23 protein-coding genes and 1 riboswitch are annotated in these 24,351 nt (G+C 44.9%); of the genes, 17 read left to right on the forward strand and 6 right to left on the reverse strand.

The window, feature by feature from the left end; translation table 11 throughout:
- Positions 1 to 80: 80 nt before the first annotated feature.
- Positions 81 to 1,088 carry an NAD(P)/FAD-dependent oxidoreductase gene (locus ACBP55_RS08100; protein WP_464650820.1) on the reverse strand — a complete coding sequence of 336 codons (1,008 nt, stop codon included), beginning with the start codon at positions 1,086 to 1,088 and terminating at the stop codon, positions 81 to 83.
- Between the two features lie 411 nt (positions 1,089 to 1,499).
- Here ACBP55_RS08100 and ACBP55_RS08105 point away from each other — a divergent pair, with 411 nt between their 5' ends.
- Both ACBP55_RS08105 and ACBP55_RS08110 read left to right on the forward strand, forming a co-directional pair.
- Positions 1,500 to 2,690 carry an NAD(P)/FAD-dependent oxidoreductase gene (locus tag ACBP55_RS08105; protein ID WP_029194772.1) on the forward strand — a complete coding sequence of 397 codons (1,191 nt, stop codon included), beginning with the start codon at positions 1,500 to 1,502 and terminating at the stop codon, positions 2,688 to 2,690.
- A 27-nt stretch (positions 2,691 to 2,717) separates the two neighbouring features.
- Positions 2,718 to 2,999, forward strand: a complete 282-nt coding sequence (locus ACBP55_RS08110) for a hypothetical protein (RefSeq protein ID WP_029194771.1) — start codon at positions 2,718 to 2,720, stop codon at positions 2,997 to 2,999.
- A gap of 166 nt (positions 3,000 to 3,165) precedes the next feature.
- On the opposite strand, the gene hemQ is transcribed toward ACBP55_RS08110, so the two are convergent.
- A complete protein-coding gene (hemQ, locus tag ACBP55_RS08115; RefSeq protein WP_029194770.1) occupies positions 3,166 to 3,912 on the reverse strand; it encodes a hydrogen peroxide-dependent heme synthase in 747 nt (248 codons plus the stop codon).
- A gap of 191 nt (positions 3,913 to 4,103) precedes the next feature.
- Between hemQ and ACBP55_RS08120 the strand changes: the two genes are divergently transcribed.
- From ACBP55_RS08120 to dnaI, 4 genes are all read left to right on the forward strand, one after another.
- Complete coding sequence (locus ACBP55_RS08120; protein ID WP_464650821.1) at positions 4,104 to 4,388, forward strand: YuiB family protein; 285 nt, start codon at positions 4,104 to 4,106, stop codon at positions 4,386 to 4,388.
- A 75-nt stretch (positions 4,389 to 4,463) separates the two neighbouring features.
- On the forward strand, positions 4,464 to 5,339 hold the full coding sequence (locus ACBP55_RS08125) for an alpha/beta fold hydrolase (protein WP_464650822.1): 876 nt from the start codon (positions 4,464 to 4,466) through the stop codon (positions 5,337 to 5,339).
- A gap of 329 nt (positions 5,340 to 5,668) precedes the next feature.
- Positions 5,669 to 7,189 (forward strand): replication initiation and membrane attachment family protein, encoded by a 1,521-nt coding sequence (locus ACBP55_RS08130; RefSeq protein WP_029194768.1) that lies wholly within the window; start codon positions 5,669 to 5,671, stop codon positions 7,187 to 7,189.
- Positions 7,190 to 7,244: 55 nt separating this feature from the next.
- Positions 7,245 to 8,195 carry a primosomal protein DnaI gene (dnaI, locus tag ACBP55_RS08135; RefSeq protein WP_047680859.1) on the forward strand — a complete coding sequence of 317 codons (951 nt, stop codon included), beginning with the start codon at positions 7,245 to 7,247 and terminating at the stop codon, positions 8,193 to 8,195.
- A 138-nt stretch (positions 8,196 to 8,333) separates the two neighbouring features.
- Here dnaI and ACBP55_RS08140 read toward each other — a convergent pair whose 3' ends face one another.
- Positions 8,334 to 8,477 (reverse strand): YqzM family protein, encoded by a 144-nt coding sequence (locus ACBP55_RS08140; RefSeq protein ID WP_084160126.1) that lies wholly within the window; start codon positions 8,475 to 8,477, stop codon positions 8,334 to 8,336.
- 209 nt (positions 8,478 to 8,686) lie between these two features.
- On the opposite strand from ACBP55_RS08140, the gene ACBP55_RS08145 reads away from it, so the two are divergent.
- The 3 genes from ACBP55_RS08145 (at position 8,687) to uvrC (ending at position 12,116) form a co-directional block, all read left to right on the forward strand.
- Positions 8,687 to 9,070 (forward strand): MerR family transcriptional regulator, encoded by a 384-nt coding sequence (locus ACBP55_RS08145; RefSeq protein ID WP_029194766.1) that lies wholly within the window; start codon positions 8,687 to 8,689, stop codon positions 9,068 to 9,070.
- 142 nt (positions 9,071 to 9,212) lie between these two features.
- On the forward strand, positions 9,213 to 9,527 hold the full coding sequence (trxA, locus tag ACBP55_RS08150) for a thioredoxin (RefSeq protein WP_029194765.1): 315 nt from the start codon (positions 9,213 to 9,215) through the stop codon (positions 9,525 to 9,527).
- 621 nt (positions 9,528 to 10,148) lie between these two features.
- Positions 10,149 to 12,116, forward strand: a complete 1,968-nt coding sequence (uvrC, locus tag ACBP55_RS08155; RefSeq protein ID WP_464650823.1) for an excinuclease ABC subunit UvrC — start codon at positions 10,149 to 10,151, stop codon at positions 12,114 to 12,116.
- On the opposite strand, the gene ACBP55_RS08160 is transcribed toward uvrC, so the two are convergent.
- A complete protein-coding gene (locus tag ACBP55_RS08160; RefSeq protein ID WP_464650824.1) occupies positions 12,076 to 13,710 on the reverse strand; it encodes a CPBP family intramembrane glutamic endopeptidase in 1,635 nt (544 codons plus the stop codon). The genes uvrC and ACBP55_RS08160 overlap by 41 nt on opposite strands.
- 212 nt (positions 13,711 to 13,922) lie before the next feature.
- On the opposite strand from ACBP55_RS08160, the gene ACBP55_RS08165 reads away from it, so the two are divergent.
- The 4 genes from ACBP55_RS08165 to ACBP55_RS08180 all read left to right on the forward strand — a co-directional run bounded on the left by ACBP55_RS08165 (position 13,923) and on the right by ACBP55_RS08180 (position 18,033).
- Positions 13,923 to 15,275 (forward strand): TrkH family potassium uptake protein, encoded by a 1,353-nt coding sequence (locus ACBP55_RS08165; RefSeq protein ID WP_464650825.1) that lies wholly within the window; start codon positions 13,923 to 13,925, stop codon positions 15,273 to 15,275.
- Positions 15,276 to 15,289: 14 nt separating this feature from the next.
- Positions 15,290 to 15,952 (forward strand): potassium channel family protein, encoded by a 663-nt coding sequence (locus tag ACBP55_RS08170; RefSeq protein ID WP_464650826.1) that lies wholly within the window; start codon positions 15,290 to 15,292, stop codon positions 15,950 to 15,952.
- Entirely contained in the window at positions 15,952 to 17,202 is a 1,251-nt protein-coding gene (locus tag ACBP55_RS08175) for a cation:proton antiporter (RefSeq protein WP_464650827.1), read from the forward strand. The genes ACBP55_RS08170 and ACBP55_RS08175 overlap by 1 nt, the downstream gene beginning before the upstream one ends.
- 93 nt (positions 17,203 to 17,295) lie before the next feature.
- Entirely contained in the window at positions 17,296 to 18,033 is a 738-nt protein-coding gene (locus tag ACBP55_RS08180; RefSeq protein WP_464650828.1) for a response regulator transcription factor, read from the forward strand.
- A gap of 51 nt (positions 18,034 to 18,084) precedes the next feature.
- Here the strand turns inward: ACBP55_RS08180 and ACBP55_RS08185 are convergent, their stop codons facing one another.
- Positions 18,085 to 18,981, reverse strand: a complete 897-nt coding sequence (locus ACBP55_RS08185; RefSeq protein ID WP_464650829.1) for a LysR family transcriptional regulator — start codon at positions 18,979 to 18,981, stop codon at positions 18,085 to 18,087.
- Positions 18,982 to 19,273: 292 nt separating this feature from the next.
- Between ACBP55_RS08185 and ACBP55_RS08190 the strand changes: the two genes are divergently transcribed.
- The 3 genes from ACBP55_RS08190 to sdhB are packed head-to-tail and all read left to right on the forward strand — an operon-like array spanning position 19,274 to position 22,474.
- Positions 19,274 to 19,927 carry a succinate dehydrogenase cytochrome b558 subunit gene (locus ACBP55_RS08190; protein WP_029197341.1) on the forward strand — a complete coding sequence of 218 codons (654 nt, stop codon included), beginning with the start codon at positions 19,274 to 19,276 and terminating at the stop codon, positions 19,925 to 19,927.
- Positions 19,928 to 19,943: 16 nt separating this feature from the next.
- The gene (gene sdhA / locus ACBP55_RS08195; protein WP_056829651.1) at positions 19,944 to 21,707 is read left to right on the forward strand and encodes a succinate dehydrogenase flavoprotein subunit; all 1,764 of its coding nucleotides are present in this window, start codon (positions 19,944 to 19,946) and stop codon (positions 21,705 to 21,707) included.
- 2 nt (positions 21,708 to 21,709) lie between these two features.
- Positions 21,710 to 22,474: a succinate dehydrogenase iron-sulfur subunit gene (gene sdhB / locus ACBP55_RS08200; protein WP_047680827.1), complete on the forward strand. Its 765-nt coding sequence runs from the start codon at positions 21,710 to 21,712 to the stop codon at positions 22,472 to 22,474.
- Between the two features lie 324 nt (positions 22,475 to 22,798).
- Here sdhB and ACBP55_RS08205 read toward each other — a convergent pair whose 3' ends face one another.
- The gene (locus ACBP55_RS08205) at positions 22,799 to 22,984 is read right to left on the reverse strand and encodes a hypothetical protein (RefSeq protein ID WP_464650830.1); all 186 of its coding nucleotides are present in this window, start codon (positions 22,982 to 22,984) and stop codon (positions 22,799 to 22,801) included.
- Positions 22,985 to 23,142: 158 nt separating this feature from the next.
- A riboswitch (guanidine-I (ykkC/yxkD leader) is annotated at positions 23,143 to 23,251 on the forward strand.
- A gap of 65 nt (positions 23,252 to 23,316) precedes the next feature.
- Here ACBP55_RS08205 and ACBP55_RS08210 point away from each other — a divergent pair.
- Positions 23,317 to 24,339 carry an ABC transporter substrate-binding protein gene (locus tag ACBP55_RS08210; RefSeq protein ID WP_464650831.1) on the forward strand — a complete coding sequence of 341 codons (1,023 nt, stop codon included), beginning with the start codon at positions 23,317 to 23,319 and terminating at the stop codon, positions 24,337 to 24,339.
- Positions 24,340 to 24,351 lie beyond the last annotated feature (12 nt).

A 24,351-nucleotide genomic window follows, 5' to 3' on the forward strand; every position in this document is an offset into this window, starting at 1 on the left:
AACCGGACATATATATGACAAAGGGGTATTCCTCCTAATCCGTAGATTAGGTTTAGAATACCCCATTTTATTTAAGAAGATTAAAATTTTAAGTTACTGCTGTGTCCTGGTGAAAGCTTTGCATTAGGGTCAATATAGACTTTAGCGTTATTAATCGCAGTCGGTGCTTCACCAAAGCCAACAGCAATTAGTTTCAATTTCCCCGGATAAGTTGTGATATCCCCGGCAGCGAAGATGCCTGGAATGTTTGTTTCCATTCTGGAGTCAACAACGATGGAGCCGTTTTCAATCTCAAGACCCCACTCGGAGATCGGTCCAAGGGAAGAAACGAAGCCGAAGTTAATAATAACAGCGTCGACTTCATGTACAGTTTCTTCGCCCGATTTAATATCTTTCAACGTTACTTGCTCGATGCGGTCACTACCGTGAAGTTTAGTGATTTCCGTTGGAGTTACAACGTTTACTTTGGAGTTCATCAAGTTTTCTACACTGTGTTCATGTGCACGGAATTTATCTCTACGGTGGATAAGCGTGACTTTCTCCGCAATAGGCTCAAGCATTAAAGCCCAGTCAACTGCTGAATCGCCGCCACCGCTGATTAATACTTTTTGGCCAGCGAAAGCATTCAAATCGCTAACGAAGTAATGCAAGTTTTTCTTCTCGAATTGCGCGGCTTCCGGTAACTCAAGTCGACGAGGCTCGAATGCGCCAACCCCACCCGAAATAATAACGGCGCGGCTGTAGTGTGTGCCTTTGTCTGTCGTTATTTCGAAGAGACGCTCTTCTTTTTTGATCACTTGGTGAACTTTCTCTTCCAAGCAAGTGTTAATCTGAAAGTGTTTCATTTGGGCTAACAAGTTGTCCACTAATTCTTGTGCGGTTACTTTGGGAAAGCCAGCGACATCATAAATGTATTTCTCAGGATATAAAGCTGCAAGCTGACCACCAAGCTGCGGCATACTTTCGATAATTTTAACTGATGCTTGGCGCATACCCGCATAGAATGATGCAAACATTCCAGCTGGGCCTCCACCAATTACAATGATATCTACGATATCTTGATCTTGATTTGTTTCTCTCTCGTTCATTCTTAGACTCCTCCGATTCCGTTCTTTTGATGTGGTAAATATTTGTGTATTGCCATAATCATTATTTCATTATAAACGTCTCTTCTATTGAAGGAAACAGGAAAGTGCGATTTCTTCATATAATTCGCTTATATATATGATAAATAATGCTTACACAGGATGGTAAGGCTAGAAGGGCCTGTACGCCTTATTTTAAAGCAAAATAGCACTTGATATTTACTTATGAAAATTATATTATATCATGAGAATCGGTTTACGCATGTTGTGACTAATTTCATCCTGTTTCATCATAATTCGCTGCGTCTGAGTGCAAACTAGAGGCAGTATACTACTTTTGAAGCTGTTTGTGTAATTTTTCACAAGATAGAGAAACCATAGGACTATAAATACGGATATGGAAGTGAGAGAGAAATGAGTAGAATACCAAGGATCGTTATTTTAGGAGCAGGCTATGGCGGAATCCTTTCCGCAATTCGTTTGCAAAAAGAACTAAATTACAATGAAGCCGATGTAACACTGGTAAACAAACATGACTATCATTACATTACTACCCATCTTCACATGCCTGCTGCAGGAACGGATAATCCTGAAAATGCACGCGTGAACATTTTGAAATTGATTGATGAATTTAAAGTTGATTTCGTGAAATCTACAGTTACACAAATCCGTCCGCATGAGAAAAAGGTTATTCTCGAAGACGGTACGCTTTCCTATGACTACCTGGTTATTGGTCTTGGCGGCGAAGCTGAAACTTTCGGTATTCCTGGGCTTAAAGAAAACGCACTGAACATTCGCAGTATCAATAGCGTTCGTTTCATTCGTGAACACATTGAGTATCAATTCGCGAAGTACAAGCGCGAGCCAGATCGCAAAGATTACCTGACATTCGTTATCGGCGGAGCAGGGTTTACTGGAATCGAGTTCATTGGCGAGCTTGCTGACCGTATTCCACAGCTTTGCAAAGAGTTCGACGTAGATCCTTCCCTCGTGAAGATTTATAATATTGAAGCAGCTCCAACGGCACTGCCAGGATTCGATCCTGAGCTTGTTGAGTATGCGATGAAAGTTTTGACTGACAAAGGCATTACTTTCAAAATCGGTACAGCCATTAAAGAATGTACACCTGAAGGTGTTCTGATCGCTGGCGATGAGTTCATCAAAGCTGCTACAGTCGTATGGACAGGCGGTATCCGCGGTAACCATATGCTAGATGAAGCTGGCTTCGAAACGATGCGCGGCAGAATTAAGGTCGATGAGCACCTCCGTGCGCCTGGGTTCGATAACATCTATGTCGTTGGTGACTGTTCCATCGTGATGAACGATGAAGGAAGACCATACCCTCCAACAGCTCAAATCGCTATGCAGCAAGGTGAAGCTGTTGCGCATAACTTGATTGCTTCCATTCGCGGTTCGCAAATGAAAACTTTCAAATACTCCAACAAAGGTACAGTTGCTTCCTTAGGTAAAGGTCAAGCTATCGGTATTGTTGGTTCCCGTAAGCTTAAAGGTAATGTTGCAGCCATGATGAAAAAAGTGGTTGATATGAGATACCTCTACATTATTGGCGGAATTCCACTTGTTATACGTAAAGGACGTTTCTAGTCATCATTAGGTAACGGGGGGATCGCCATGCGGCACTGCAGTGTCCAAGTAAGAGGACTTCTTACCCGGGATGAACTGGATCGTTACAATGCCCTGATCGAGGTCGGTCACTTTCTAGAGACTGAGAAACGTTATGATCATGTAGCTGTTGTGCAAAAGGAAATTGATATCCTCATTCTACCAGCGATTGAACGCTTGAAGGAAAAAGGTCGCCAGCGTGACCGTGATACGGAAGCGTATCTGGCTCGTAAAGCACAGATGGAAGCTGAGTTAGAGGCTGCTCTGCGTGACGATGAGGATGAGGAATAATTCATGATAAGAAAGCTTCGCTCTTCATTGAGCAGGCTTTCTTTTTTTGCTTCATTCATCTTCAAGGGCTGATTACCCTTTTCCAAAAATGTGCACAATGTTGATTGTACAGTCATGCAAAAAAAAAGAGTGAGGGACACGGAGTCCTTCACTCTTGAGTTATATCTTAAATTTGAATTAATTTAGCAAATTTATCAGGAGTCAGCAGGTTGCCGACGTAGAAGTCGCCGAACTCACCGAAACGTGCGCTCACTTCGTCGAAACGCATTTCATAAACGAGCTTCTTGAAATGAAGTGGATCATCGGAGAACAGGGTTACGCCCCACTCCCAATCATCCAGTCCTACGGAACCTGTAATGATTTGTTTAACTTTACCCGCGTATGTGCGTCCAATCATGCCATGGCTGCGCATCATCGTTTTGCGATCTTCCGCAGGGAGCATGTACCAGTTGTCATTACCATCGCGACGCTTATTCATCGGATAGAAGCAGATGTGCTTCGATTTAGGCAGGATAGGCTTCAAGCGGGCTTGAATTTCCGGATCTTCTGAAGGATCCACGCCTGGCTTAGCAAGATAACTGCTTAACTCTACTATGGATACGTAGGAATAGACCGGGATTGTAAAAGCGGCGAAGCTGGATTTATTAAACGTATTTTCTAATTCATTCAGTTCTTCTAACGTTTCGCGCATTTGCATGAATACAAAGTCGGCTTTCTGACCAACGATGCTATAAACGGCAGTACTGCCTAGTTTATCGTTCTCGAATTGCTGCCACTGAGACAGAAATGTATTCAGTTCGTCCGTTGCGTGCTTACGCTCCTGCGGGGTTGCAGCATGCCATGCATTCCAGTCAATCAGACGGAAATCATGGAGAGCATACCAGCCTTCCAGTGTTTGTACGGCTTCACTCATTGGTTTTCCTCCATTCAAGGGCTAATATCCCCTACATTGTATCCAATTCATGGGGAAAGGGCAAATGAACAAAGGGTGAAGAGGGAAATGTTCAATTTGTGTACACTTTACCTGTGACATTTCGTGGATTACAATTATAAGGAAGTCATATTGATGAACGGACTTCTTACATTGCTAAGGGGGAACTTACATTGTTACAAATGGTCATAGCCACTGTCTTAATGATAGTGTTATTTTTTGGGATTGGTTTTATTTTGAATATGCTAATGAAAACAACATGGTTTCCACTGTATGCTTTTATTGCTTTGGTTATCGGTGTTGTTATTTATGGTTCAATCGGAGAGGCGTCTTTTCTTTCCAGTGGAGATAGCTTTACCATTGTTGACATTATTCCGGCTATCGGTGGTTTGGTTGGCGCTATTTTAAGCGGATCGGCCATTAAAGCGCTGCGGATTAGAGGCTTCAAAATGTTCTAAGGTTCTCATAGAAATAGGCAGAACTGGTCACGATAAGGTTAAGTTACCTAAATTGACCTTTCGGAGGAGACTATTGTGCCTTTGGCTCATGTGAACGGAACCAAATTAAATTATGAGATTACGGGGACTGGCACCCCGATTGTCTTTATTCATCCACCTTTATTGACCTTACAAACTTTTGCTTATCAAAGAGAGCAGCTTTCCGACCATTTTCAAGTCATTACTTTTGATATTAGGGGGCACGGCGCGAGCAAGTCGTCAGAACGTACATTTAGCTATGCGCTTATTGTTGAAGATATAAGACATTTGCTAGATTATCTGGATATTGAAAAAGTGTTCCTGTGCGGTTATTCGACAGGTGGCTCGTTAGTTCTGGAAGCGCTCCTCACATATCCGAAACGTTTCCTTGGGGGAATCGTAGTTAGCGGGATGTCGGAATTAACGGATCCTTATAACAAAGGCAGGGTTTGGCTCGCAGTGCAGATGGCCGGTTCTGGTCTCTTTATGAATGTGTTGAAAAAAGCGATCACCATTGGGAATGCGGATAATGCTTCTACTTATCATGAACTGTACCAAAGCTCCGTTAGTGATGATGCCAAAAATGTGAAGCCATATTTTGAACAGTCCCTTACCTACAACTGTACCCGCCGTCTCCGGGGCATCCATCATCCGATCCTATTGATTTATGGTCAAAAGGACCGCGCATTTCAACGGTATGCGAACATACTCCATGAAGAGCTGCCGCATAGCTCACTTTATTTCATCAAGGATGCTAAGCATCAAATTCCACTTAAAAACCCTTCAAAGATGAATGACTTGATCCGCCTTTGGGTGGACAGTCTGGAAGATAATCAGACACAGCGTGTGTTGCTGGACTTAGCGATTGCAATGAAGCTGAATCCGGCCATGTATGGCGAGGATATCCAGGAAAGTCAGCTGCCGCTTCATTAACCAAGCTGATAGGTTGAAGAGCTTGTTGATTAAACTCAACAGGTTCTTTTTTTGTATAAAATGTCTCAACGCTTTCATAGTCACTTTTGCAATCATATTCCCAACTGTTCAAAGATTGGGGCAATGCTTACAAAAACAAGTCGGAGTGTTGTGTCTAACAGCTAAGTTGTCGGAATTTTGTCATCCGAAAGGTTGGTTTTTTCATATTAGGTAATATTATCTTTCTCTCGTAGATACCAAGCATGTCGATTTTTGTGGTAGACTAATAGAGAGAAACCGAGATGCTTACATAGCTGCAATCGGTTGAGGCAGGATGGTGCTGTAACGGAATGAGAATGACGAATATGCTGCATTTCACCGAGAACCACAGGTTTTGTGTAAACCGTGAGTTTTCTTTGAGCAGTCTGGATTATAAAATGCTAGCCATTATGTATCAGCCTATGATCGGCGGATTGGCTATTAGTCTCTATCAAGCACTCTATCTGCAGATGAGTGCAGAAAAAGTCGGATATTCGCCGCTGGAACAGCAGCGAAAGCTGTTCCTGCTGCTCGAGCTTGAGCAGGGGGAGCGAGGACGCAAATATTTAATTGAGCAATCTTCGAAGCTAGAAGCCATAGGGCTCCTGCAGACAACTCGCAAGTTTCTGCCGGGCGAAGAAGACTATGTCTTCGTATACACCTTGTTTCCTCCGCTTGGCCCCAATGAGTTTTTTCGCAATCAGCATTTGACGCTTCTGCTCCGCGATAAGGTCGGTAAGTTCATGCTCCTTTCCCTTCGGGAAGAGCTGCTCTCGCCGGAGCCGGAAGAGTGCCGTGACGCGAGTGAAGAGAACCTGTCTGTTCCGTTCTATGATTTATTCCGTCTCAATACCCAGGTGGTTGACTACGAACTGGAGCAAGCCCTGTATGAGGCCTCGGCCAGTAAACAGGGAGACGCTCGGATGGACGTGACCACCAAAGGCTTCCAGTATGCGGATATTATTATGAGGTTCCCGCGAGGTGCGAGTAATCGTGTTTTCGTTGAGGCTCTCAAGCATAAACCGGATCAGATGGCAGCGATTAATATTGTGGCGAAGAAGTACAACCTATCGCTTCAGGAAACATGCCGTTTGCTGGATGAGGATGGCGCATTCACCGAAGAGGGCGAGCTGCAGATGGATCTTATGCAGTATAATGCGAATCTGTTCTACAGACAGAGCAAGAAGCGGGATGAGGAACGAGAGCGCACGTTGTCCAGATCGGAAGAGAAGTCTCAAGGCGAAGCGAACGAGGATATGCTAGACACGTCTGGAGACAAGTCAGTTGAGATGGCTTATTACCTAGAAGTGCCGCAGCAGCTGCGCGGCGAATGTACAGATCATCAATACAATTACATTATGCGAAATGAGCCGTACACGGCAGTTCTGAAAATGTTCTTTACTCAGGGCTCCATCCCGGACGGTGTACTTAATATTTTTGAGAAGATTGATTTGAATTATAGATTGAAAGAGGAAGTCATTAATGTCTTGATCCACTTCCTACATATCGACCGCCGCTCGTGGGCTAAGTCTTCGATTGAAGCGGTCGCATCGGATATGCTGGGCAAGCAAATTGTTACTTACGAACAAGCGGTGGAATATGTGCGTGAGAAAATCAGCTACAAACAAAAGGCCGCTTCCAAGGTGGAGGCCGCTAAAGCTGGCGGTGGCTCTGTAACGAGAGGCCGGCAAGGCAAGACGCAGAAGCCTCACATTCCAATCGTTGTGCCGGATGCTGGCACAGCAGCGGCTTCAAGGCTGACAGATGAAGAGCTGGAAGCCGCGAGAAGGATGGCGCAGAAGCTGGACGAGCGCTTTAATCGGAAGAGCTGAGGGTTAGAGCCGAAGGTACAAACGTACAAGAGAATTATAAGGAGGTGCAGGAAGCATGGATTCCCTGTCTCACTTACTCAAATCAATGCCGCAATCTGAATGGAGACGGAAGGCAGAAGCGAAAATTAAAGTTGTCATGGATGACGTCTTAGTTCACAAATTTCGCCAAAAGTATCCGTTTGTCGATGACTATACCATTAAGATTAATATGAACAAGCTTTATCAATATGTGTCAGAGTACAAAAACTGTTCCAACTGTCCAGGTTTAGAAAACTGTCCGAATGATATGACGGGGCATTATACGATGTTAACAGCCGACTCCGTCAATGAAAAGCCGTTTGTTCATGAGGAAAAGGTGGCTTGCAAGAAGTTCAACGCGAAGCAGCTGCAGGATGCTATAAGCAGCCGAATCCGCACCTTTCACGTGGATCCGCGGATGATTTCGCGCAGCTACTCGTTTGGAGATATCCTTGAAACGGATCTGGATCGGGCGAAAGCCGTTATGCAAATTAACGACTATGTCAGCCTGACGATGGAAGAAGGGCTTCAGACGAGAGGACTCTACTTGTCCGGATCATTTGGAACGGGGAAGACGTTCCTGATGGGCTACATGCTGCACCAGCTGGCCAAAGTCGGTATGACAGGTGCAATTGTCTATATGCCGGATTTTGCCGAGGACTTGAAGGGGATGTTCCAGGAGCCCTACAAGCTGAAGGAAACGATAGATCTACTGAAGGAAACAGATCTATTAGTTTTCGATGATATTGGTGCGGAGAATTTGAATCCGTGGCTGCGAGATCATGTGATTGGCGCTATCGTGAATCACCGGATGAATCGTAAGCCGACCTTTTTCACATCCAATTATGCGCTCTCTGATTTGGAGAAGCATTTCAGCTTCACGAATAAAGATGGTGACGAGGAGTACAAGGGACAGCGGATTATGGACCGTATTCGTCCTTTTGTCGATGTTGTTGTGGTAACAGGTACGAACAAGCGTGGGAAATAATAAAAGCTGTACAGATGCGTTCATCTGTACAGCTTTTTTGACTACATAAGAAAGTATGGTTTTTCCTCATAGCAAACGGCATGAAAAAAACCACTTTACACTGAGTGCAAAGCGGCTCACTTACAGGCTTGGACATTCCTATTTCATAACTTGAATCACGGTTGCAATGGCTGCGATTACAAACAAAAAGCCAAAGAAAGCGCCAAAGCCAATGCCTACATCCATGAAATCATTACGCGGTTCTTCGTACACGTGAAGCTCAGGGTGTTTAGGATCGCTCATGTGGTTACCCCCTACGTCCGACATTCGTATGTTTAAGCTTAGTATACCCAAATTCGTCGAAAGTTGTAAAGCTTATCAAAGTGACAATTATGCAAACAATAACAGATAGCAGCGGAAAGTATGAAATAAGACTTGACTCTAACATTAGTGTCATGGTTTACAATAAAATCATCCTTACTTGATCAAGGAAAAGGAAAAAGGTGAAGGCCATGCGGATTAGTGAGTTATCCAAGCTTACCGGAGCCAGTATTCGTTCTTTGCGGTACTATGAGGCGAAAGGGCTAATCGCGACACAGCGTGAAGAAAACGGATATCGGGTATTCAACCAGATGGCTGTTGAGCGCGTGAAGACCATTCAGTTTTATTTGAGCTTAGGCTTTACGACCGAACAGATTGAAAGCTTTCTCAACTGCGTCATGAAAAATCAGGAGTCGATGTGCGATGATTTGCTGCCACTCTACACAGAGAAGCTCGAAGAAATCGAACAACAGATGAAGATGCTGCAGCTGCTGCAAGCCAATTTGAAGGATCGTATCGCTTATATCGAGCAGCAAAGACTCCAGGGGCTGCCTGTAGGGTTGCCTGCTAAGTAGATCCAACTTCAACCATTTTGCTAACTTATGGCTTGGTTGAAATGACCCACTGGTGTGGTATACTTTACATGTTGACGTTCATCGGTAGCTAGGTACTACTTGATGTTATAAATCAAATCCATTCTTAGAAGGAGGAACTATCATGTCAATCGTGAATGTTTCTGATAACAGCTTTAAAACCGAAGTTGAAGGAGAAGGTACAGTACTTGTAGACTTCTGGGCACCTTGGTGCGGACCTTGTAAAATGATCGCTCCCGTTTTGGAAGAGCTTGATAAAGAAATTGAGTCCTTGAAAATTGCAAAAGTAAACGTGGATGACAATCCAGAGTCTGCTGCTCGCTTCGGCGTTATGAGTATCCCAACTCTTATCGTGTTCAAAGATGGACAGCCAGTTGATAAAGTAGTTGGCTTCCAATCCAAAGAAGCGTTGAAAAATGTTGTTTCTCGTCATCAATAATTTGTTACAAACTAGAAACAATTGTTCGTGAGAAAAAGCTCTTTTTCTGCTATGCTGAAAAGGAGCTTTTTTTGTTTTCCGAAAATAGCGGAGCGTTTATAATTAGTAACGATTGCGACGATTATGTTGTACGAAATACAACAATTGTTCGAGCAGATGGGCATTTATGGATGAATGTTGTATTTTGTACAACAAAAATGGCTCTATTCCTCTTTAATTCGTATATTTCGGTTAAGTTGTTGTATGAAAAGCAACATTATCAGCGGAATGGCTTGTTTTGAGGTGTAAATGTTGTACGTAGTACAACATGTGACTTGGAGTTAGGAGTTCTTAGGAGTTTGGAAATTTAGGAACTTAGGAGCTTTGGAACTTAGGAACATAGGAATTTAGAAGCTTGGGAGCTTGGAAGAGCTTGGGGGCTTAGGAGCTTAGGGGCTTAGGGGCTTAGGAGCTTAGGACCTTAGGAGCTTAGGAGCTTAGGAGCTTAGGAGCTTAGGAGCTTAGGAGCTTAGGAGCTTAGGAACTTAAGAATTTAAGAACTTAAAAACTTAAGATTTTAGTAACTTAGGAACTTATAGGGGAAATATGGAGTAAGTTTTTGTGTGAGAGGAGATTGGATGCATGACCGAGCATGAGCATGAGGACGCTGGAGTCCGCGAACAGAGTCTGGAAGTAATCAAGCATAAGCTGAGCTTATTGCCGGATAAGCCGGGCTGTTATATCATGAAAAACCGCGAAGGCACGATCATTTATGTGGGAAAAGCCAAAGTACTGAAGAATCGTGTGCGCTCCTATTTCACGGGGAGCCACAGTGCAAAGACGCAAAAACTAGTCAGCGAGATCCGCGACTTTGAATATATAATTACCTCCTCGAACATGGAGGCTTTGATTCTTGAGTGTAATCTGATTAAGCAGCATCATCCGCGGTACAACGTACTTTTGAAGGATGATAAGACGTTCCCGTACATCAAGATTACACATGAAGAGCAGCCGCGCCTAGAAGTCACGCGGCGGGTGTTTAAGGATAAGGGCAAGTACTTCGGCCCTTATCCGAACGCCTTTGCGGCCCAGCAGACGAAGAAGCTGCTGGACCGGCTTTATCCGCTGCGCAAGTGCAAGACGATGCCCGAGAAAGTATGCCTATACTATCATATCGGGCAGTGTCTGGCGCCTTGCGAATTCGACGTATCCGCTGAGACGAACGAGCGGATGGTGCAAGAGATCAGCCGTTTCCTGAACGGGGGACACGACGTTATTAAGGAAGAGCTGACGGCCAAAATGCTGGCCGCAGCGGAGGAACTGAACTTCGAGCGCGCGAAGGAGCTGCGCGATCATATCATGAACATCGACGCCGTGATGGAGAAGCAGAAGATCACGACGGCTGATGCGCTAGACCGCGATGTCTTCGGTTACGCGGTCGACAAGGGCTGGATGGCTGTGCACATCCAGTACATGCGGCAAGGCAAGCTCATCGAGCGGCACGTCTCACTGTTTCCGTATTACGGTGATGAGTACAATGACTTCATCACCTATGTGACTCAAGTCTACAGCGACAATCCGGCGCTGCCGAAGGAGATCTTCCTGCCGACGATGCCGATACAGGCGGCAGTTGCCTCTACAGTTGCCCCTACAACTGCTCTTGCTGAAGCTCCCACCACTGAAGCTTCACTAAGCACCTCTATTGAAGTCCCAGCGGAAGTTGTGGCTCAAGTTGAGGCTGAAGAGAAGGATGTCCGCGAAGCGCTGGAATCCTGGCTGAAGGTCAAGGTGCATATCCCGCAGCGAGGGCTGAAGAAGCAAATGGTCGATATGGCCAAAGACAACGCCCGCAATGCGCTGGATGAGAAATTCCGCTTGGTGGAGCGTGATGAGCGCCGTACGACCAAAGCGGTCGAGAATCTTGGAGAGTGGCTCGGCACGGGAACGATTCGCCGTATCGAAGCGTTCGATAACTCGAACATACAAGGGACGAATCCGGTTTCTGCGATGGTCGTCTTCGTAGACGGCAGGCCGGATCGTAAGGAGTACCGTAAGTACAAAGTCAAAACGGTCGTTGGTCCGGATGACTACGAAACGATGCGAGAGGTCATTCGTCGGAGATATGAGCGTGTACTTAAAGACAATCTCACAATGCCTGACCTGATCGTCGTGGACGGAGGGAAAGGGCAGATTTCAGCCGCAGTCGACGTGCTGGAGAATGAATTAGGCCTGTTCATTCCGATCTGTGGTCTTGTGAAGGATGCCAAGCACAAAACAGCGCAGCTCATGATCGGAGATCCTGCCGAAGTTGTGCCATTGCCGCGTGACAGCCAAGAGTTTTACCTGCTGCAGCGGATCCAAGACGAGGTTCACCGTTTCGCGATAACGTTCCACCGCGAAACAAGGGCGAAGTCGATGGTTGTTTCGCAGCTGGATGCCATTCCCGGCATCGGGGAGAAACGCCGTAAGGCATTGCTTAAGCATTTTGGCTCTGTACGCAAAATAAAAGAGGCTGAAGTCCAAGACTTCAAGCCTCTGGGTATTGGTGAGAAATTGGCTAGCGAAATTCTCAAAGCGCTTCAAGGCGAGGCGGCGGTTCCCCAGGAATAAGGGGACCCCGCCTTTTTCCATGCAGCCAGGCTAGCAGCAAGCCGACCAAACCAGGCAGCAGGATATAGAAAATGCCAGCAAGTACATCGCTTACATGTCCGAGATAGAAGAGAGACATTCCCATGAGGATGCTGTCCATGCAGGCATGAGCGAAAATGGCGGTTATGAAACCATATTTTAGGAAGACGTAACCTAGAATAATGCCAATGATGGTGACCTCGATTAGCCGAGTGTAGACGGGATAAATGGGATACTGCGTATGACTAGCCGCCCAAATCACGCTGGGAATGACAATCGCAATAAAGTTTGAGCGAAACAGCTTCTTGAATAGAATGATGCCGAGCAGTCGGTAGGTCGCCTCTTCAGATATGGCAGCAACCCAGGCCATAAGCGGGAAAAAGTGAGGTTCTACCATATTTAGAACAGAATCGGATGGATCATTCACAGACCAAACATCAAAATTCACTTCACCTGTGTAAAAGAGCACCTGCTGAACGCCTAAGATGAAGAGAGCCAGCAAATAACCCCGCCCCATGCCGTTATAAACCTCAGTCCCAAATGAGAACTCCCTCCAAGCGGGCCATTTCCGCTGTCCAATTGAATTCCACAATCCATTACCTGCTACAAGAGCAAGGTAGAGAGATATGCCGAGCAGCAAAGTCACTATATTCATGAAAATAATAGCTGCCCATGTTGCGAAATCATCGTTCAGAGCTCCACTCATAGCTCTAAAAGCAGGGTACATATTGAAGTTGTTGGTGATATAAATGGCTAAGAAAATGGCTGTCAAAAGCAGGCCTCTATTGAATTTCATATGTTTTCTATAGATGATGGCGAATACAATCGCGGCAATTGTCATGATGAGTGTGAAGCCCATGGAAATCCAAGTCATGAGAGACGCAGAATGATCCTGCTGATCAATCCAGATTTGATGCGACGCAGGTAAGCTGAAGAGCACGTTAAAACCAGTCAGATTTTTGTCATCGAAATCAACTTGAACCTGTAACTTTGCTTCGCCCAGCGGTTTGGATTGCTTTTCATAAAATAAGGTTGTTCCATGTTTTGAATCGTCTTTGGCAGTCCGTTTATCTATGGGTGCAAAGTCAACCGGGTCAAATCCTTGCTGCCGAATTTCCTGCTTGGCCAAAATGTCTGCTTTCTGCTTGCTGATCATAGCCTGATCGGAGGGGTTCTGCGTTTCACGCCATCCAATAACGGCAGCATTCGTGTAATTAATCTCCACTTCAAATTGACGGTTGGTCTTGGTGTCTTTTACGCTTACTTGATAATAATCAATGGGGTAACGCTCCCCATAGTCCTTCAAATAGGCTTCTAACAAATGCTCCTTCTGCAAATAACCGCTGCGGTCCTTCTTGGACTGATAAACAACATAGGTTTGCGGGTTATGCAAATCGTAGCGCTCACTTACAAATTGAGCTGCGCGATCCGCAGCCTGCTGCTTCGTGATGGACGGATTGTCTGCTGCCGACGGTTCTTCGGCCCGAAGTCCGTATAAGGCGGATATCCCCAAATAAAGAGCTGCTCCAATGCATGCAAGGAAGAGGAGAAAACGATTAAATTTTGGCCTGATCATAGTGAGTTCCCTTCTACATTCTCGATTCTGAAATCACATCTTTCACGTTAACACAGTTTAAAAAGAAAGCCAATTTAGTGGTAAAGAATTCAAAACAATTATATAATACCTATCAATTGGGTAATGTCCGGAATTTCTAACGAATAACGGGGGAACCCTACCGTTAAGTGTTGGAAATATTTATGTCGTTTTTTGAACATACAGGAGGCACAATGATTAAAAAAATGAGTATTTGGCGTCTAACGCCTCCGCAAATTCTCGTTCTCGGATTTGCTGCAATTATTTTCATAGGAGCAGGGCTTTTGACACTTCCCTTTGCTTCAGCAACGGGACATTCGATTGCTTTTATTGATGCGCTGTTTACAGCGACTTCGGCAACATGTGTAACTGGTTTGGTCGTGGTGGATACTGGGAGTGCCTATACGATGTTTGGGCAGATCGTCATCGTGAGCTTGATTCAAATTGGCGGTTTGGGTTTCATGACAATGTCGACCTTAATCGCTTTTGCCTTCCGTAAAAAAATCACATTAAAAGAACGACTCGTTCTTCAAGAGGCTTTTAACCAAGGCAGTATGGAAGGTATTGTCCGACTTATCCGTAAAGTCATTATTTATTCGTTATCGATTGAAGCCATTGCAGCCGTGATTTTCACCATTCGTTGGACGTTTGATTTCGGTTTTACGAAAGCCTTATACTTTGGGATTTGGCATGCCATTTCCATGTTTAATAACGCTGGTTTTGATTTATTTGGCACGGTCGATGCGCCATTCGTTTCCTTTACCGGCTATGTGAATGATTTCGTGGTAAACTTTGTTGCTATGGCGCTTATTGTGCTTGGGGGTATTGGTTTCATTGTTATGTCCGATTTGATGGATTTTAAGACCAAGAAGAGGCTTTCTCTGCATTCCAAAGTGGTGCTTAGCATGACTGGTTTTCTGATTGTGTTTGGAGCTATTATCATCTTTATATTCGAATATACCAATATCAGAACCATGGGTTCTTTGGATTTGGGCGGGAAAATTCTAGCCTCCTTCTTCCAATCCGTCGCCCCTCGTACAGCTGGGCCGAATACGGTTGATATTGGGGCTCTCCGTCAAGCTTCCCAATTTTTCATTGTCATTCTTATGTTTATCGGTGCTTCTCCTGGCTCAACAGGTGGGGGTATTAAAACAACTACCTTTACGATTCTAATTAGTGCGATAGTGACGATGATCCGTGGGAAAGAGGATATTGTTATTTTCCGTTATCGGTTGGCTAAGGATCGTATTCTCAAGGCAATTACCTTAACCATGATGGCTCTGTTTTTAGTTATCATTGTTACGATGCTGTTATCGACGACAGAGGATGCACAGCTTTTGAAAATTTTGTTTGAAGTGACATCCGCCTTCGGAACCGTAGGTTTGACGATGGGATTGACTCCTGAATTAACAACATTCGGGAAGATTCTTATAAGTTTAACGATGTTTGCTGGGCGTCTAGGACCCATCACACTAGCCTATGCCTTGCAGCCGAAGCAAGAGAAAGAACTATTTAGATACCCAGAGGGTAAAATCACGATTGGATAAGGGGAACTACAGAAATGAAGAAAAATCAATATGTCGTAATCGGGCTGGGTCGTTTTGGAGCCAGTATTTCCAAAGAACTCATCAAGCTTGGTTATGAAGTGTTGGGTATTGATAAAGATGAAGAAGTCGTTGATGAGCTGAGTTCTGAGCTTACCCATACCGTAGTTGCGGATGCGACGGATGAAGAGGTAATGAAATCATTGGGCGTTCGAAATTTCGACTGCGCTGTTGTAGCTATTGGAGATGATATTCAATCAAGTATTCTGGCGGCCATTGTGCTTAAAGATTTGGGGATCAAAAAGGTTGTCGCTAAAGCATTGTCCGAATTGCATGGCAAGGTACTAAATAAGCTGGGTGTTGATCGCGTCATTTATCCGGAACGAGATATGGGAATCCGTGTTGCGCATCAACTCGTATCGCCTAATCTTCTGGACTATATTGAAATTTCCAAAGAGTATACGATCGTGGAATTATCTGTCCCTAAGAATCTATGCGGCTTAGCTCTCAGGGAGCTGGATCCTCGTGCTAAGTATGGCTGCAGCATTGTAGCAATTAATAAACAAACAGGGATTATCATTGCACCAACGGCGGGTGATGTCGTGAATGAGAATGATGTGATGATCATCATCGGAACCAACAATCAAATTGATAAATTTGAAAGTGAAGTCATCAGCTAATGGAAAATACAACTTCGCTCCTCATTGATCATGTTATCATTTTACTTGTGTTAATTTTTGGATTGGGCATGATATCTGGAAAAGTGGCGCAGTGGTTGAAGCTTCCTGACGTAGCTCTGTTTCTCATCGCAGGTATGCTGGTGGGACAAGTCTTTCATTGGATTGCAGAGTCTAGCACATCTTTTACGAATCAATTCATTCTAGTCATTGGCTCTACCTTAATCCTCTTCGATGGAGGACGCAATATCAGACTTTCTGGTCTTCGCAAGGTATGGCTTACTGTAAGTTTACTCAGTGTGCCTGGCGTACTTATCACATGCGGCGCAGTGGCGGTAGTCGCTCATTTGCTGCTGGATTTACCTTGGATTTATGCTCTATTACTGGGAGCTATTATTGCTTCAACAGATCCGGCAACCCTGATCCCTGTGTTTAAACAAGTGAAGATTCGTCCGAAAGTACGTGAAACGGTTGAAAGTGAATCAGCTTTTAATGACGCGACGGCTTCGATTCTAACTTTTTCTTTATTGGCGATTATTCTTGGCACACAAGAGGTTTCTGTTGCTTCGGGTGTCTTTGACTTTGTGAAAACAGCACTGGGCGGGCTTCTTGTTGGAGCAGTTATCGGTTATGTAATGACGTTCCTGACAGCGCATTTGAAGTTGGGTCATCTTAGAGACTACGCAACGATAGTGATGGTTTCGACTTCGCTTGGTGCTTATATCGCGGGAGAAGCGATGGGCGTGAGCGGGTTTATGGCGACCTTTACAGCAGGATTGATCTGGGGGAATGCGGGGACTTTTAGGCTGGAAATGAAGGAAAAACAGCTCGAAATGGAGCATTTTTCAGAAAATATTACGGTCATCATGCGCATGCTCATTTTCATCTTACTAGGCAGTCAAGTGAACTTTCCACTGCTCCTTGAGCATTTCTGGACTAGCTTAGGTGTTATCTTTGTATTTATGTTTATCGCGCGTCCGCTTACGGTTCTACTCTGTACATGGCCGGATCGAAAAGCGAAATGGAAGCGAAATGAAATTCTGTTCATGTTCTGGGTTCGAGAGACAGGGGTTATACCCGCGGCGTTATCCGGAATGGTAGCTGGGATGGGCGTTCAGCATAGTGATCTTATTGCTAGCGTTACGTTCATGGCTGTACTAATAACCATTCTGTTTCAAGCAAGCACAACGGCTTATGTGGCACGTAAACTGGGTCTTGAAATAAAGCCTAATGATCCCGATAATAATGATTAAAATAAACTTTTTTGATCACCAATCGACTATTCAATTAATCAATCTGCGAGTACATATACAACACGTGAATTTCTAACTGAAGGTGGACTCCCTATGTATAAGGTATTAATAATTGAAGACGATGCAATGATCGGTGATATGGTTACCATGTATTTAAGTGAAGAAGGATTTCATGTCATAAGGAAGGCGAATGGGGCAGAAGGCATTGTATCTGTCTCCCAGTTTGATCCAGATGTTATTTTGCTTGATTTGATGCTGCCTGATATGGATGGTCTTGCCTTATGCAGACAAGTTAGGGAAACTTCGAAAATACCTATTATGATCGTCTCGATGAAAAATAAAGTCGTTGAACGCGTTAACGCCCTTGGGGCAGGTGCGGACGACTATATGTGTAAACCGTTCAGTATGCATGAGATGAGTGCGAGAGTTCACGCTCTTATCCGGCGCTCCAACTTGTATTTGAAATCGAGTGCGAACACTCGTCAAGTATCGGAAAAAGCTGGAGGATCAACGACTGCGGTATTAGAGGCGGTCTTGGATATCGATAAGAAGATTACGCTCAACCCGAATACGCGTTCTATGCGTGTTCATGGTGTTTTAGTCGAGACAACTTATTCGGAATTTGAAATTATGAAATGCTTCGTCAATCATCCTGGTCGCGTATACAGCCGGGAAGATTTACTGCAAACGGTTCGCGGATTTGACAGTTTAGTTACGGATCGGGCCATTGATGTACATATTGCTAACCTCCGTAAAAAGATCGAAGACAATCCCAAAGAACCTAAGTGGATTCGGACGGTTTGGGGTGTAGGCTACAAATTTGTCTATTAGAAAAAGAACCTCTGGGCCTCTGCATCTTCTAAGATGAGCGGCATAGAGGTTTTATTTTTGCTTAGCGAAGTAATTGATCGCTTGCGTAATAAATTTCATAGACGCCATGTTATCCGCTGTGTGGTCGGAATAAATAAGTGAAGTCGTTCGTTTCGTCTGTTCTAACTCGGCCAGATTGCGCAAAATCAATTCATTATTACGAATTAAGTCTTCACGTAAATAGGATCTTGGAAGCAGGGTTGCCGTTTTACAGGTTGAAACGAGGCGGATGATGGCTTCGAAGGAGTCAATCTCCATCTGTACGTTGGGTAATATGGTAAATCGGTTGAACAACTCATCCATCAGAATGCGATACCAAGTGCCTTTGGAGAAGAGGATCATCGGCAATTCATTTATATCGTTCATTGTGATGGTGGAGCGATCAATAAGAGGATGTCCTAGAGGAAGCACCAGACATAAATGATCATCGAATAAAGGCTCGCAATGAAGGCTGGAAGCATTGATCTGGGAAGCGACGATGCCGATATCCACTTTGTTTTCTTTCGCCATGGTAACAATCTCGTGCGTCTTGCCGGTAAGCAGCTTAATTTCTGTCAGAGGGTAATCCTGCAAGTAATCGGTAATGAGATCCGGGAGTGTTGTTTGCAGCGTTGTCAGGCTTGCTCCAATCGTAATTGAAGTGTGGCTGCCCGCTGCTTTGTAGGTCTGGATCGCTTGCTTGAACTTGCGCTCTAGGTGACGCAGTTCCAAGGCATGGTCATAGCAAATTTGACCGACTTTAGTCAGCTCAAGCCTTTTACCTTTGCGGACAAAAAGCTCTACGCCCAGCTCTTCCTCGAGCTTCATTATTTTGCGGGAAAGAGCCGGTTGCGAGATATTTAATAGCTGAGATGCTTTATTGAGACTTACTTGTTCGACAACAACTGCGAAAACATCCAAGAGCTCCATGCTTCTATCGTCTCCTTTTGCGTTATGTATATGTGATTTAGTTATAAGTGTATATAAAAAAACGGCACTTCCATTATAAGCGTGAAAGAGGTACGATGTACATGTCACTTTTTATTCACATTTCTTGGACGAAGGTGTATAATCATCTACTGATTTGGCAAAATAGGCTTGGATGATTATGGGTGGGTTGACGCTCGTTTGCGGCGAGAGTACAATGGTATGTGGCTTGTCTTGTCTGATCATGTCGGATAAAAGATGAATGAATTTTTATGAGGGGGGAATTGGTTCAATTATGGGTAATTCGTATTACTTTCGAAAGATCCACTCTTTGCTTGGCGTAATTCCTGTGGGCTTCTTTCTTATTGAGCATTTGCTCACGAACTATGAAGCAACAAAAGGACCAGGCGCGTTCGTGGATCAAATTAACTGGTTAAATGGCTTGCCATTGGTGCTGTTTCTAGAAATCTTCGGAATCTGGATACCGCTTCTTTATCATGCTGTTTATGGTCTTTATGTAGCGTATCAAGCTCGTAACAACGTTTCGCAATACGGTTATTTCCGTAATCAAATGTTCATGCTCCAACGTGTTACTGGTGTCATCACATTCTTGTTCGTTGCTTGGCACTTCTTCGAGACCCGCTTGCAAGTTGCATTCGGTAACGTAGCGCACGAAGAACTTGGCCGGACGATGCATGACATCGCGACGAATCCGGTTATGTTTACCATCTATGTGATCGGTACACTTTCCGCAGCCTTCCATTTCTGTAACGGCATGTGGTCGTTCTTGGTTAGCTGGGGAATTACAATTGGACCGCGCGCGCAGCGCTTTTCATCCATCATCTGGATGGCTTTGTTCGTTGTCATGGCCGTGATGTTTATTATGTCTTTGACTGCATTTACAGATACGCAATTTCAGCTTCCGGTAGAAGCGCATACGGGGCATTAAGGGAGGGTGAACAGAAGTGGCTAATTCAAAAATTATCGTCGTCGGCGGAGGCCTTGCGGGACTCATGGCGACAATTAAGGCAGCAGAGGCCGGGGTTCATGTGCAATTGTTCTCCTTGGTTCCTGTTAAACGTTCCCACTCCGTATGTGCGCAAGGCGGCATTAACGGTGCGGTGAATACCAAAGGCGAAGGCGACTCCACTTGGGAGCACTTTGATGATACAGTTTACGGGGGAGATTTCTTAGCGAATCAACCGCCAGTTAAAGCTTTGTGTGATGCGGCTCCAGGGATTATTCATTTAATGGACCGTATGGGCGTTATGTTCAACCGTACACCAGAGGGTCTTCTGGATTTCCGTCGTTTCGGCGGTACCAAATATCATCGTACGGCATTCGCAGGCGCAACTACAGGGCAGCAGCTCTTGTACGCACTTGACGAGCAAGTACGCCGCTGGGAAACAGCTGGTCTTGTAACGAAATTCGAGCACTGGGAGTTCTTGGGTTCTGTTCTTGATGATGATGGCGTATGCCGCGGTATTGCAGCTCAAGATTTGCGGAGCATGGAAATTCAAACCTTCCCATCCGACGCAGTCATCTTGGCAACAGGCGGTCCTGGTATCATTTTCGGCAAAACAACGAACTCGGTTATCAATACAGGTACGGCAGCAAGTGCTGTTTACCAACAAGGCGTTAAATATGCGAATGGCGAAATGATTCAAATTCACCCAACGGCGATTCCCGGAGATGACAAGCTTCGCTTGATGTCTGAATCTGCGCGTGGTGAAGGCGGACGTATTTGGACATACAAAGACGGGAAGCCTTGGTACTTCCTCGAAGAGAAATATCCGGCCTACGGTAACTTGGTGCCGCGTGATATTGCAACTCGCGAGATCTTCTCGGTGTGCGTAGACCAGAAGCTTGGTATTAACGGCGAGAACATGGTTTACCTTGATCTTTCTCATAAAGATCCGAAGGAGCTTGATATTAAGCTTGGCGGTATTATGGAGATCTACGAGAAATTCATGGGCGACGATCCGCGTAAAATTCCAATGAAGATTTTCCCTGCGGTTCACTATTCCATGGGCGGAATTTGGGTTGATTACAACATGATGACGAACATTCCCGGCTTATTCGCAGCTGGTGAGTGCGAGTATCAACATCATGGTGCGAACCGTCTTGGAGCGAACTCGCTCGTTTCGGCTATCTACGATGGGATGGTTTCCGGTCCTAAAGCGGTTGAGTATATCCGCGGCTTAGAGAAGCACGCTGACGATACTTCCTCAATCGTATACGATCGCGAGAAGAAACGTCATACAGACCGTTATGAGAACTTGCTCAAAATGAACAACGGTACAGAGAATGCCTACGTTCTGCATAAAGAGCTTGGCGACATGATGAATGCCAACATGACGGTTGTTCGTTACAATGATCGTCTCGAAGATACAATTGGTAAGATTAAGGATTTGAAAGAAAGATACAACAACATCAACATCACAGATACAGCTCGTTGGAACAATCAAGGGGTAGCGTTCACACGTCAACTCTGGAACATGTTCGAACTGGCTGAAGCGATGACACTTGGAGCCTTGCTGCGTAACGAGAGCCGCGGCGCGCATTACAAGCCTGAATTCACTGAGCGTGATGATGAGAACTTCATGAAAACAACAATTGCCGATTGGACGCCGGAAGGTCCGAAAATCAGCTATGAAGACATCGATGTATCTTTGATTGCACCGCGGAAACGTGACTATTCCACGGAGAAGAAAAAGGGAGGACATTAATCATGGCTGAGACACTAAGCGCACAAAAGACAGTGAAGTTTATCGTGACTCGTCAAGAGAGTCCAGATTCCAAGCCTTATACCGAGGAATTTGAAATACCTTATCGCTCCAATATGAATGTCATCAGCGGTTTGATGGAAGTACAGCGTAATCCGAAGAACGCGAAGGGCGACAAGACGACTCCTGTATGTTGGGAATCCAACTGTCTCGAGGAAGTATGCGGAGCTTGTTCCATGGTTATCAATGGTAAGCCGCGTCAAGCTTGTTCGGCTCTTGTAGATAAGCTGGAGCAGCCGATTCGCGTAGCTCCAATGAGCACTTTCCCTGTTATGCGTGACCTTGTTATCGACCGTGGGCGCATGTTCACTGCTTTGAAGAAAGTAAAAGCATGGGTTCCGATCGACGGTACGTATGATCTTGGACCAGGACCTCGTATGGCGGAGTCAAAGCGTCAATGGGCTTACGAGCTTTCCAAATGTATGACATGCGGTGTTTGTCTTGAAGCATGTCCTAACGTGAACGACAAGAACTCCTTCATCGGACCATCCGCGCTTTCACAAGTTCGTCTGTTCAATGCGCATCCAACGGGTGAAATGAACAAAGACGAGCGTCTGGATACGTTGATGACCGATGGCGGTATCGAAGGCTGCGGCAACTCGCAGAACTGCGTACGCTCTTGTCCGAAAGGCATTCCGCTGACGACTTCAATCGCAGCACTGAATGCAGATACAACGAAACATATGTTCAAAAAATGGTTAGGCGTGTAATTGAAATCGCCCGAGCCCGATACCCTGTGAAGGGTGTCGGGCTTTTTTTATGATACGCGCTCGACAGATGCTGTAGAGGATAGGAGGATTGGTTAGTTTCGTCCGCGTTTGGAGGTGGGAATTGTTGCAAAAAATGCAACATTGGGGCGCGTGCGCTACCCGCGGATGCCCATTTTCCATTTACATGGCTATATCTCCGAATGAGTTTATAACCGAAAAGTGAAGTCCATCGATCCCAAAGGAAATGGTTTTTTTCGATGGAATCCCCGCAAACAGAAAAAGACCATCAAGAGGATCACTCTGATGGTCTGTGTAGTTATGAGGCTAGTCAGCGGGCAGGCTATCAGTTTGAATGGCTGCTTGATTATCTATAGGGGAAATCAGGAGAGGATGCTCGGATAAGGAGTGCCCTTCATGAAGCTCAGAAACAGGAGGTCCCACTAATGTAACAGATTTAGGTGAAATAGGCTGATTATCTAACATGGTGATGTGGAAATGAATCGAGTACATCGTATACACCTCCGTTATAGTCGTTGTATGTTATATATTATTACACATAGAGCCATTTTGACAACAAAATATTTATTTGTGTTATATATATTGACATATAAGTCGGATGTAAGTATGATTAAGACAAATGTAAGACATCGAAGTACCAACCTCATAGCAAACTTGTTTTCTAGGGTTCCGCGACAGAATGAAGGCTGTTGGTCAGGTCCAAGAGAAGACACACGGTGAGCTTCATCGTGCACACGGAGGGATAAAAGCCCGGGAGGATATCAGAATATGATATCGTTCCGGGTTTTTCTTTTTACCAGTACAAATGGAGAGGGAGAATCGGAATGAGACAAAGAATGGTATTTCTGATGATGGCGTTGTTATTGACTTTTACAGTATTCAGCGGATGTGTGAGCAAAGGGGCAATCAGCACGACAACAGGAAAAAGCGGAGAACCAATTAAATTGGCACTCAGTCCATGGCCGGGTTGGTTTGTATGGTATTTAGTGAAGGAAAAGGGGTTCTTTGAGAAAAACGGGGTTAACGTTGATCTGGTTTGGTTCCCGGTGTATAGCGATTCCTTATCGGCATTGGCGTCGGGTAAAGTGGATGCGAACAGCCAAACTTTAAGCGATACGCTTGCTCCGGCAAGTAAAGGGATTAAGCTCAAAGCTGTACTGGTGAACGATAACTCCAATGGCGGAGATGGTGTTGTTGTGAAGCCAAGCATTAATTCACTGAAGGATTTGAAGGGCAAGAAAGTAGCGACTGAGCTAGGAACGGTAGATCACCTTCTGATGCTAACCGCACTTGAAAAAGCGGGTCTTGCAGAGAAAGATGTTGCGTATACGAATATGACGGTTAACGATGCTGGACCTGCTTTCATTTCAGGCAACCTGGATGCCGCGGTACTATGGGAGCCATTCCTCAGCAAGGCGATTCAAGAGGGCAAAGGCAAGCTGCTATTTTCCTCCAAAGATACACCGGGACTTATTCCAGATTTGCTAGTTTTCAAAGAAGAAATAACGAAGAAGCGTCCGGAAGATGTGAAAAAAATCATCAACGCTTGGTTCGATGCTTTGGATTACTGGAAGGCCAATCCTGAGGAGTCTTTGAAAATTATGGCCAAAGCGGCAGAGACGCCGGTTGATGAATATAAAGCAGGCGTGGATAGCGTGAAAATTTTCCAACTGGAAGATAATGTGAAAGCTTTCCAGAAGGGTGATAACTTAGCATCCCTGCACTTCACTTCGCAGAAGACGGCTGAGTTCTTGAAGGGATTAGATATGCTGACTTCTATTCCGAAGGCAGATAGCTTTTTAGATGGACACTTTGTAGATGAAGTAATGAAGGAGCGGAAGAAATAACAACAGGAGAGC

Source organism: Paenibacillus sp. WG02 (assembly GCF_055396115.1).